The 2,789-nt window shown below is 60.4% G+C and carries 4 protein-coding genes and 2 pseudogenes; all 6 read left to right on the forward strand.

Features of this window, described 5'->3' with window-relative positions:
- Nucleotides 1-183 (forward strand): annotated as a pseudogene (gene tuf / locus ACE3UY_RS01110) (elongation factor Tu); the annotation flags it as partial.
- 76 nt (nucleotides 184-259) lie between these two features.
- Nucleotides 260-568, forward strand: a complete 309-nt coding sequence (gene rpsJ / locus ACE3UY_RS01115; RefSeq protein WP_095044542.1) for a 30S ribosomal protein S10 — start codon at nucleotides 260-262, stop codon at nucleotides 566-568.
- Nucleotides 569-690: 122 nt separating this feature from the next.
- Nucleotides 691-1,365, forward strand: a complete 675-nt coding sequence (gene rplC / locus ACE3UY_RS01120; protein WP_374685712.1) for a 50S ribosomal protein L3 — start codon at nucleotides 691-693, stop codon at nucleotides 1,363-1,365.
- A 90-nt stretch (nucleotides 1,366-1,455) separates the two neighbouring features.
- The gene (gene rplD / locus ACE3UY_RS01125) at nucleotides 1,456-2,127 is read left to right on the forward strand and encodes a 50S ribosomal protein L4 (RefSeq protein WP_374685713.1); all 672 of its coding nucleotides are present in this window, start codon (nucleotides 1,456-1,458) and stop codon (nucleotides 2,125-2,127) included.
- A 1-nt stretch (nucleotide 2,128) separates the two neighbouring features.
- Nucleotides 2,129-2,422 carry a 50S ribosomal protein L23 gene (gene rplW, locus ACE3UY_RS01130; protein WP_374685714.1) on the forward strand — a complete coding sequence of 98 codons (294 nt, stop codon included), beginning with the start codon at nucleotides 2,129-2,131 and terminating at the stop codon, nucleotides 2,420-2,422.
- 85 nt (nucleotides 2,423-2,507) lie between these two features.
- A pseudogene (gene rplB, locus ACE3UY_RS01135) lies at nucleotides 2,508-2,789 on the forward strand (50S ribosomal protein L2); the annotation flags it as partial.

Raw genomic sequence — 2,789 nt, forward strand, 5'->3', positions numbered from 1 at the left:
ACGATGGACGTGACGGGAGAGATCACCTTGCCCGAGGGGGTGGAGATGGTGATGCCCGGGGACAACGTGAACCTGAAGGTGAAGCTGATCACGCCGGTGGCTTTGGAAGAAGGCGGCCGGTTCGCCATTCGCGAGGGCGGGTTGACCGTCGGCGCCGGCGTCATTACCAAGATTCTGGTCTAAATCAGGGGCCAGGTTCCAGGTAGAGGTGGGTTTGAAACCCGCCCCTACCTGGAACCTGGAACCTAGCAGAGGAAACATGTCGAAGCAAAGGATCCGTATCCGCCTGAAGGCATATGATCATCGTGTTTTGGACCAGTCGGCCAAGCGCATTGTGGGCACGGCCGAGCGAACCGGCGCGCGCGTTATTGGCCCGGTGCCGTTGCCGACCCGCCTGGAGCGGTTTACGGTGCGCCGCAGTCCATTTATTGATAAGGACTCGCAAGAACATTTTGAGATTCGGACTCATAAGCGGCTGATCGACGTGATCAACCCGGACTCGAAGACAATCGATACGCTCATGCGGTTAAACCTGCCCGCTGGCGTGGACATTGAGATTTCTCTGTAAATTAAAGAAGAGGTGATTCACAGACTGGATGGTTGATTCATCGTCATTGTGATCGACGACCAACGACCAGGCACTAATCTGCGTAATCTGTGAAATCTGTGGATTCTTCTTTGAGGTGAACCGTGAAAGGTTTAATTGGCAAGAAAATTGGCATGACGCAGGTCTTTGATGAGTCCGGCGTCGTGACGCCGGTGACGATCATCCAGGCTGGGCCGTGCTACGTGACGCAGGTCAAAGATGAGCACAACGATGGCTACAGCGCGATTCAGGTCGGCTACGGCGAGGTAACGCCCAAGCGGCTGAGCGGAGGCGAACAGGGCCATCTGGGCGTCGGCGCGCGCAAGTCGGGCGAGAAGAAGGGCGGACGGCGCAAGAGCAAGGGTATCCCTGCTGTCAAGCACCTGCGCGAGTTTCGCACGAACAGCGCCGGCGATTACCAGGTCGGCCAACAACTGACTGTGGCGCAGTTCGAGATCGGCGAGAAGGTGGACGTGGTCGGCAAGACGAAGGGGCGCGGTTTCGCGGGCAACGTGAAGCGTCACAAGTTCGCCGGCGGCGTGAAAACCCACGGTCAATCAGACCGCTGGCGCGCCCCCGGTTCCATCGGCTCGGCCACCGAGATGTCGCGTGTGCCAAAGGGCAAGCGCATGGCCGGCCGCATGGGCAACGAGCGCCAGACGGCCCAGAACCTGGAAGTTGTCCGGGTCGATGCCGAGCGCAACCTGATCGCCATCAAGGGCGCCGTTCCTGGGGCCAAGGGCGGGCTGGTCATCATCCGCGACGCGGCCAAGGGATGAAGATAGGGACTAGGGACTAGGGACTAGGGACTAGGGAAAGACGTTCTTCCCTGGCGCTAACCTCTAACTCCTAACCCCTGGGAGAGTATCATGGAACTTCCAGTCTACGACATGACCGGCGCGCAGGTGAGCACCCGCGAACTGCCGGCCAGCATCTTTGAAGCGAATATCAACCGCACGCTGATGCACCAGGCGCTGGTGCGCCAGCTGGCGAACGCGCGGCAGGGCACGCACAAGGCCAAGAACCGTTCCGAGGTCAACCGCTCGACGGCCAAGATCTACCGCCAGAAGGGCACCGGCCGGGCGCGCCATGGCAGCCGCAAGGCCCCCATCTTTGTCGGCGGCGGCAAGGCCCACGGCCCTGTGCCTCGCAAGTACACGAAGCAGATGCCGCGCAAGATGCGCCGCGCCGCCTTGTGCTCCGCGCTGTCGGTGAAGGCCGGTCAGGGCGATATTGTCCTGCTCGACCAGATCAGCCTGGACGAGCCGAAGACCAGGGTTGTGGCGTCGCTGATGAAGACACTGACCGGGGGCGAGAGCGTCCTGCTGTTGTTGCCGGAGCGCAATGAGACGGTCGAGAAGTCGGCGCGCAACCTGCCCGACGTGAAGGCGCTGCGGGCCAATTACCTGAACATCCGCGACTTGTTGGGCTACAGCAAGATCGTCATGCCGTTGGCGTCGCTCGATGTGGTGGCCGGCTTCCTGGACATGGATGGCGGCGACGAGTGGGTCGAGGGCGAAGACGTGGAGGCGGAGGGCTAAGATGCACTGGCGAGACATTATCCGCCGGCCGGTAGTGACTGAGAAGAGCAACTTCCTGGCCGACGAAAACAATCAATATACGTTCGTGGTTCATTCCCGCGCCAACAAGATGCAGGTCAAGCAGGCCGTCGAGCTTGCCTGGCCCAACGTGCGCGTCGCCAAGGTTCGCATTGCCAACATGCCGGCCAAGCGCGCCCGCCGCATGCGGCGCTTGACCATTCGTAAGGTTAGCTGGAAGAAGGCGATCGTGACCCTGCAACCCGGCGGCCGCATCGACCTGTTCGAGGGCGTCTAAGCAATTATGAATTACGAATTATGAATTATGAAGCGCGAATTGTGGACACATGTCTTCATTCTTAATTCCTAATTGGAGTTAAACCATGCCTGTTAAAGTATTCAAGCCCACATCGCCCGGACGGCGCGACATGAGCGGCTTCTCGTTTGAGGAGATCACGCGCTCCAAGCCGGAAAAGAGCCTGGTGCGCGGCCTGCGCAAGCAGGCCGGCCGGAATATGCGCGGTAAGGTGACCGTGCGCCATCGCGGCGGCGGCAGCAAGCGGCTCTATCGCGACATCGACTTCAAGCGCGACAAGGCCAATATTCCTGGTCGCGTGGCGTCTATCGAGTATGACCCCAACCGGTCGGCCCGCATTGCCTTGTTG

It is taken from the genome of Promineifilum sp. (SeqCode), from assembly GCF_041918635.1.
GTDB lineage: Bacteria > Chloroflexota > Anaerolineae > Promineifilales > Promineifilaceae > Promineifilum.